Genomic DNA, 6,485 nt, shown 5'->3' on the forward strand with positions numbered 1-6,485 from the left:
TTGTCAGACATCCCTGCCTCAATATCTTAAATGCCTTTGCCAAAGGTATTACATTGTCCCGGATCGCCACTGTCAAAGCCGCGTTTAAACCAGGTGTAACGTTGCTGCGAGGTGCCGTGAGTAAAACTATCGGGCACAACGCGCCCTTGCCCCTGCTGTTGCAAACGATCATCACCAATGGCCTGAGCGGCGTTTAGCGCCTCTTCCAGATCGCCAGATTCAAGTACACCCTGCTGCTGCATACTGTGACCCCAGACACCGGCAAAGCAATCTGCCTGCAGCTCCATACGAACGGAAAGGCGATTCACTTCGGCCTGAGAGGCATTTTGCTGCATCTGACGAACTTTCGGTTCAATGCCCAGTAGTTTTTGCACATGGTGGCCTACTTCGTGCGCGATGACATAGCCCTGAGCAAAATCGCCATCAGCGCCCAGCTTGTTTTTCATGTCATCATAGAATGAGAGGTCGATATACACCGTACCATCCGCCGGGCAATAAAACGGCCCCATCACGGACTGGCCCGCACCGCAGCCGGTACGCGTCGCGCCACGATACATCACCAGCTTCGGCTGTTGGTAGGTCCGGCCCATTTTTTCAAACTGCTGCCCCCAGGTATCTTCGGTCGTTGCCAGTATCACCGAGGTGAATTTTGCCGCTTCATCATCATTTGGGCTAATGGAGTGTGATGATTGCTGTTGGGATACAGGTTGGCCGGTCATTAATCCGGTAAGATCCACGCCATAATAGCCCGCGACAAGCACCACAATCAGCAGGATGATGCCGCCTTTACCACTGGGCAAACGAAAACCCGGTCCGCCCATAGAAGGGCCGCCGCCGGCGCTGTTTCGTCTGTCTTCCACATTGTCACTTTCACGACGCCCTTGCCAGCGCATAATCACCTCAACTTTTTATTCATTATGATGATGATCGTAGGCGGTTCGGAACAGGATTACCATAAGAAACAGTAATCAAAATCGGCGGGATTGATGAGCCGGAGAGCGATCGCCGGCTCAGGGGGGCGTTAGTCTAACTTCACACCCAGACGATGCGCGACAGCTTCATAGGCTTCGATCAGGCCGCCCAGACTCTGGCGGAAGCGATCTTTGTCCATTTTATCCAGCGTTTCTTTGTCCCACAGACGGCTACCGTCCGGTGAGAATTCGTCGCCCAGCACGACTTCGCCTTTGTACAAGCCAAACTCAAGTTTGAAGTCGACCAGAATCAGACCAGCATCATCAAACATCTTTTTCAGCACGTCGTTGGCTTTGTAAGTCAGCTCTTTCATACGTGCCAGATTCTCTTTGCTCACCCAACCAAAAGTTTCGCAATAGGAATCGTTAATCATTGGATCGTGCATAGCATCGTTTTTCAGGAACAGATCAAACAACGGCGGATTCAGTTCAATACCTTCCTCAACGCCTAAACGCTTAACCAGTGAGCCTGCCGCGCGGTTACGTACCACACATTCAACCGGTACCATCTCCAGTTTTTTCACCAGACATTCAGTATCGGATAGCAGTCGCTCCATCTGGGTAGGAATGCCTGCTTCTTGCAGTTTGGTCATAATGAAATGGTTGAATTTGTTATTCACCATACCTTTACGGTCAAACTGTTCAATGCGCGCGCCATCCCCTGCTGACGTATCATTGCGGAATTCGAGCACCAACAGGTCCGGGTTTTCCGTGCTGTATACGGTCTTCGCTTTACCACGATACAACTCAGCTTGCTTTTGCATCTTTATTACTCCTGGGTGTGAATTAACGATAAATATTGCGTTTTTCTGCCGACGCACACGTTTGCGTATCATATCAGAAAAAAAGGGCTGGAGTTATCCAGCCCTTTATTTTTACTTACTGAACGCTGCCTGGAAGACGGCGACCAGCGCGTCGTTCTGGCTTTGCGTCAGGGTATGCCCCTTAGGATCGATAAACTGCAAACTACTGCGGTTGTCTAAATCACCGACCTGCAGTTTGTAGTCGCCGGATACCAGACCCGGATCGCTCGCGCCCAGCTCCTGCCAGTTACTGTCTGACAGTGGTTTGTAAGTCACAGCGATGCTGCCCTGAGAACGGGTGCTGTCGGTCACTTTCATCCCCACTTTTTCCAGCGCTGCCGGCAGACGCTGCCATACCACGTTGAACGGTCCACGTACCACCAGCATCGGTAAACCGGTGTCATCTGCAGCACTCTGAACGTCCATAGTCGCGGCAGAACGGTTCTGCGCGGCATTCGCGGCGTCGGTGGCGTTCTTATCCAGACCAGCAGAGATAACGTTCATCATCTCAGCGCTGTAACGCTGCATTGATGCCGCATCGGCTACCGGTTTACCTGCCTGCTCGAGGTTAATCAGTTTCACCGTCACCGCTTGCTGATAGCCCTGCGGTTTAACCGAGATTTGATAACGCCCACGGTACTGTTCGTCTTCATCCAGACGGTTCCAGTCAACCCAATCGGTAGTCAGCGTCTGGCTGGCATCATCACGTTTGGCGATGGTGTAGTTTTTAGACTGAACAACGCTCACGACCTGCGGCCACAGCGTGTTGCCACGACCATTTTCCACCAGCAATGTCGCTGTATCGCCCGCGATCTGAGTACGGGCGCCAGTAACTAATGCTAACGGCTGAGCCGGTGGGCGAATATCCAGCGCTTTACCCACGGCACCGCTGCCGTTGGTTACCGGGATGTTATAGTCGCCGGTCATAACCGGCAGAATCATCCCAGCTGGCGCGTGAAGCTCAGCAAGCGGTGCGGCCTCCAGATAGGATTCATCACCGCTCACCTGGCGCTTATAGCGCGAGTCAGAACTACAGGCCGCGAGCAACATAACAAGCGAAACACCCGCAACCTTGGCCAGGCGCGACTTTTGTACTGAGTAAGCCATCAAATCTCCCTAAACTTTACAGCAAACCGGCATGCTTAAGCGCCGCTTTGACGATATCACGAGCATTGTCCGTGATTGGCGTCATCGGCAAACGTAGCGTATCGGTCGCCACAAGTCCCAACTCCTTACATGCCCATTTCACTGGGATAGGATTGGGTTCGACAAATAGTTTGTTGTGTAACGGCATCAGACGTTGGTTGATCACCCGCGCCTCGGCAAAATGCCCTTCTGCCGCCAGTTTGCACATTTCGGCCATATCGCGTGCCGCAACGTTAGCCGTTACGGAAATCACGCCATGACCACCAAGCTGCATGAAGTCCAGTCCGGTCGCATCATCACCGCTAAGCAGAATAAAATCGTCTGAAACCAGCTCTTTGATCTGGTGAACACGACTTAAGTTCCCTGTGGCCTCTTTGATAGCGACAATATTTTTTACCTTCGCCAGGCGACCCACGGTTTCCGGCAGCATATCGCAGCCAGTACGGGACGGCACATTATACAGAATTTGCGGCAGGTCAGTATGTTCCGCGATGGCTTTGAAATGCTGGAACAAACCTTCCTGAGTTGGGCGGTTGTAGTAAGGCGTCACCGTCAGGCAGCCGACAACACCGCTGTCGTTAAAACGCTGCGTCAGACTAATGCCTTCTGCGGTCGCATTGGCGCCCGTTCCGGCAATAACCGGAATACGCCCATCGGCCAGCTCCAGCGTCATCATTACCACATCGCCATGTTCATCATGACTCAGGGTAGCGGACTCACCGGTGGTGCCAACCGAAACGATCGCCGAGGTGCCGCTGGCGACATGATAATCAATCAGTTTTTTCAGGCTCGACCGGCAGACTTTACCTTTCTCATCCATCGGCGTAATAAGCGCGACAATACTTCCCGTGAACATGGGCCATCCTCTGTGCAAACAAGTGTCTCAATGGTACGTTTGGTACGACAATAAAAGCAAGCGACCATAGCCCTTCTGATTGTTGTATGCATGTTTTTTTTATGCTTTCCTTATGATTACCTCACCGCTCAAAGGAAGAACAGGTTTGACATCGCCATCGCAACACTATCTGGTCATTACTGCGCTGGGTGCTGATCGCCCGGGAATTGTGAACACTATCACCCGTCATGTCAGCAGTTGTGGCTGTAATATCGAAGACAGCCGACTGGCCATGCTGGGTGACGAGTTTACGTTTATCATGCTGTTATCCGGAACCTGGAATGCCATCACCCTGATTGAATCAACCTTGCCGTTGAAAGGCGCAGAGCTGGATTTATTGATTGTGATGAAGCGTACGACCGCGCGTCCCCGTCCGGCGATGCCCGCCACGGTATGGGTACAGGTCGATGTCCCCGACTCGCCTCATTTGATTGAGCGCTTTACCGCCCTTTTTGACAGCCATCAAATGAATATTGCGGAACTGGTTTCGCGCACACAGCCGGCTGAAAACGGCAAGACTGCACAGTTGTTTATTCAAATTACCGCACATAGTCCTGCGTCACATGATTCGGCAAATATTGAGGATGCGTTTAAAGCACTCTGTACAGAACTCAATGCGCAAGGCAGTATTAACGTCGTCAATTACTCACAGCATGATGAACAGGATGGAGTTAAGTAATGAACCCACTGAAAGCCGGTGATATCGCACCGAAATTTAGCTTGCCGGATCAAGACGGAGAACAAGTAAATTTAACCGACTTCCAGGGACAGCGTGTTCTGGTTTATTTCTACCCGAAAGCCATGACGCCCGGCTGTACCGTACAGGCCTGTGGCTTGCGCGATAACATGGATCAGTTAAAAAAAGCCGGTGTTGAAGTGCTGGGGATAAGCACCGATAAACCAGAGAAGCTTTCCCGATTTGCGGAGAAAGAAGTGCTTAACTTCACGCTCCTGTCTGATGAAGATCATCAGGTTTGCGAGCAATTTGGCGTCTGGGGTGAAAAGTCATTTATGGGTAAGACCTACGATGGCATCCACCGCATCAGCTTCCTTATTGATGCCGAAGGCAAAATTGAACATGTGTTTGATGATTTCAAAACCAGCAATCACCACGACGTGGTACTGAACTGGCTGAAAGAGAACGCCTGATTTACGTTTTGCTGGAAAAAGCCTGATGGCGCTTCGCTTATCAGGCCTACGCAGCTTATTAATATTGCGAAACTTGTAGGCCGGGTAAGGCGTAGCCGCCCCCCGGCATAAAGGTCGTTTATTCAAACGTTCCTTTTACACACGCTTTCTTCTCTTTCACCATGGCTTTCCCCTTTGCCCAAAGGTAATTCACTTCCAGCGCGTCGTTCAGCACCAGAATGTCCGCATCGCATCCCACCGCCAAACGCCCTTTATGCTCTAGTCCCAAAAATTCTGCGACCGTACGCGTCAGCGGACACAGCGCCTGCTCCAGCGGTACGGCATGAACCTTCACCAACTGGCGTACCGTTTCCGCCAGTGATTCAAATCCTGCGACGCCAATCCCAGTCAGATTACCGGACGCATCAAATTCCGGTTGGCTACCGTTGCCATCCGAGCTCAGGGTAATACGCGACAGCGGCACGTTCTGGCGCAACGCTGTAGCAATCGCCATTGCCGGATCAACAGGCTCATCAATGCTGCTGGTGATATCGATATAACCGCCCTGGCGGGCATACTCCAGCGCCGCCTGGAACAGCGGTTCCGCACGATTAACATGCGTTGGCAACAGTTTGGTAATCGGGACATCACAGCACTCGAGGATGTTGTACAACGGCTCCAGCATGCGCGGGCTGTCACCCATGTGGAAAACGCTTACCCCCGGTTTGCGCCCTAACAATCCACCTACCCGCGACTGCGCCGCCATGTTCGCCAGCGCCGAGGTGTCCGGGGCGGAGGAACGATGGTCCGAAACCGCACATTTCACGCCAATGACTTTATCGATCAGCGCCACGTCGCGATCGATACTGCCGGTGATTGTCGGCGATGGCAGAAAATAAGCCCCGGTCAGCATCCATGCGCTGATGCCTTCAAACTCCAGCGCACGTGTTTTCGCCAGCAGCGATTCCGGGTGACGGGTGATGCCATCGGTACCCAGCAATCCCACCACCGAGGTGACACCAGCTTCCACCAGTCGTGACAAGCGCACTTCCGGCGTGCGGGTATGTGGCCCTGCCTCTCCGCCACCGCCAATCAGATGGACGTGCTGATCGATAAACCCCGGGCACACAATCGCGCCGTCAAGATTGATACACTCGCAACCGGGAAAGTCTTCAGGAGAAATTGACGGGGCGATGGCAACAATTTTACTGCCGGAGACCAGTATATCCTGTCGCCCTAAATCTTCAGGTGCGTATACGTGTCCATGCTGGAACAACGTCAAATTAAGAATTGAACAGTTCATAACCTTCCTTGTCAGGCAATTACCTGCATAACCCAAATAGAGAGCAGCGCATTAATGACGCATACCGCTATAATCAGCGGGTAGTAACGGGGATGGACCCCCGCAGTTCCCAGGCAGCGTCCCACATTTTGCACCGGATTGCCCATCAGGTAGATAGCCGGTAGCAATACAGTCGCATCATGTCCCGAAAGCGTACCAGCAACAACCAGACTGGCACAAACGCCGACGCCGCCTCCCAT

At 52.5% G+C, this 6,485-nt stretch carries 7 protein-coding genes and 1 pseudogene; 2 read left to right on the forward strand and 6 right to left on the reverse strand.

Translation table 11 applies throughout. From position 1 onward, the window contains the following. Nucleotides 1-26: 26 nt before the first annotated feature. The 4 genes from JTI85_RS16105 to dapA all read right to left on the reverse strand — a co-directional run bounded on the left by JTI85_RS16105 (nucleotide 27) and on the right by dapA (nucleotide 3,776). On the reverse strand, nucleotides 27-893 hold the full coding sequence (locus tag JTI85_RS16105; RefSeq protein ID WP_048210948.1) for a neutral zinc metallopeptidase: 867 nt from the start codon (nucleotides 891-893) through the stop codon (nucleotides 27-29). A gap of 128 nt (nucleotides 894-1,021) precedes the next feature. Then, nucleotides 1,022-1,735, reverse strand: a complete 714-nt coding sequence (purC, locus tag JTI85_RS16110) for a phosphoribosylaminoimidazolesuccinocarboxamide synthase (protein ID WP_003835086.1) — start codon at nucleotides 1,733-1,735, stop codon at nucleotides 1,022-1,024. A gap of 111 nt (nucleotides 1,736-1,846) precedes the next feature. Beyond that, a complete protein-coding gene (bamC, locus tag JTI85_RS16115; RefSeq protein ID WP_048210947.1) occupies nucleotides 1,847-2,881 on the reverse strand; it encodes an outer membrane protein assembly factor BamC in 1,035 nt (344 codons plus the stop codon). Nucleotides 2,882-2,897: 16 nt separating this feature from the next. Then, nucleotides 2,898-3,776 carry a 4-hydroxy-tetrahydrodipicolinate synthase gene (dapA, locus tag JTI85_RS16120; RefSeq protein ID WP_005121885.1) on the reverse strand — a complete coding sequence of 293 codons (879 nt, stop codon included), beginning with the start codon at nucleotides 3,774-3,776 and terminating at the stop codon, nucleotides 2,898-2,900. A 145-nt stretch (nucleotides 3,777-3,921) separates the two neighbouring features. Here dapA and JTI85_RS16125 point away from each other — a divergent pair, with 145 nt between their 5' ends. Together JTI85_RS16125 and bcp are read left to right on the forward strand one after the other, a co-directional pair. After that, a complete protein-coding gene (locus JTI85_RS16125; protein WP_197081302.1) occupies nucleotides 3,922-4,494 on the forward strand; it encodes a glycine cleavage system transcriptional repressor in 573 nt (190 codons plus the stop codon). Next, nucleotides 4,494-4,964 (forward strand): thioredoxin-dependent thiol peroxidase, encoded by a 471-nt coding sequence (gene bcp, locus JTI85_RS16130; protein WP_048210945.1) that lies wholly within the window; start codon nucleotides 4,494-4,496, stop codon nucleotides 4,962-4,964. Before JTI85_RS16125 ends, bcp begins: the two co-directional genes overlap by 1 nt. Nucleotides 4,965-5,082: 118 nt before the next feature. Here the strand turns inward: bcp and iadA are convergent, their stop codons facing one another. Both iadA and JTI85_RS16140 read right to left on the reverse strand, forming a co-directional pair. Next, the gene (gene iadA, locus JTI85_RS16135) at nucleotides 5,083-6,246 is read right to left on the reverse strand and encodes a beta-aspartyl-peptidase (protein WP_219351738.1); all 1,164 of its coding nucleotides are present in this window, start codon (nucleotides 6,244-6,246) and stop codon (nucleotides 5,083-5,085) included. 11 nt (nucleotides 6,247-6,257) lie between these two features. After that, nucleotides 6,258-6,485, reverse strand: a pseudogene (locus JTI85_RS16140) (hypothetical protein); the annotation flags it as partial.

The organism is Citrobacter sp. Colony219 (genome assembly GCF_019382635.1).
In the GTDB taxonomy this organism is placed as follows: Bacteria; Pseudomonadota; Gammaproteobacteria; order Enterobacterales; family Enterobacteriaceae; genus Citrobacter; species Citrobacter youngae.

Excerpts from the sequence above, each read along its gene's own strand:
- bamC (WP_048210947.1), bottom strand. The coding sequence starts at position 2,881 with ATGGCTTACTCAGTACAAAAGTCGCGCCTGGCCAAGGTTGCGGGTGTT.
- iadA (WP_219351738.1), bottom strand. The coding sequence starts at position 6,246 with ATGAACTGTTCAATTCTTAATTTGACGTTGTTCCAGCATGGACACGTA.
- dapA (WP_005121885.1), bottom strand. The coding sequence starts at position 3,776 with ATGTTCACGGGAAGTATTGTCGCGCTTATTACGCCGATGGATGAGAAA.
- bcp (WP_048210945.1), top strand. The coding sequence starts at position 4,494 with ATGAACCCACTGAAAGCCGGTGATATCGCACCGAAATTTAGCTTGCCG.
- purC (WP_003835086.1), bottom strand. The coding sequence starts at position 1,735 with ATGCAAAAGCAAGCTGAGTTGTATCGTGGTAAAGCGAAGACCGTATAC.
- JTI85_RS16105 (WP_048210948.1), bottom strand. The coding sequence starts at position 893 with ATGCGCTGGCAAGGGCGTCGTGAAAGTGACAATGTGGAAGACAGACGA.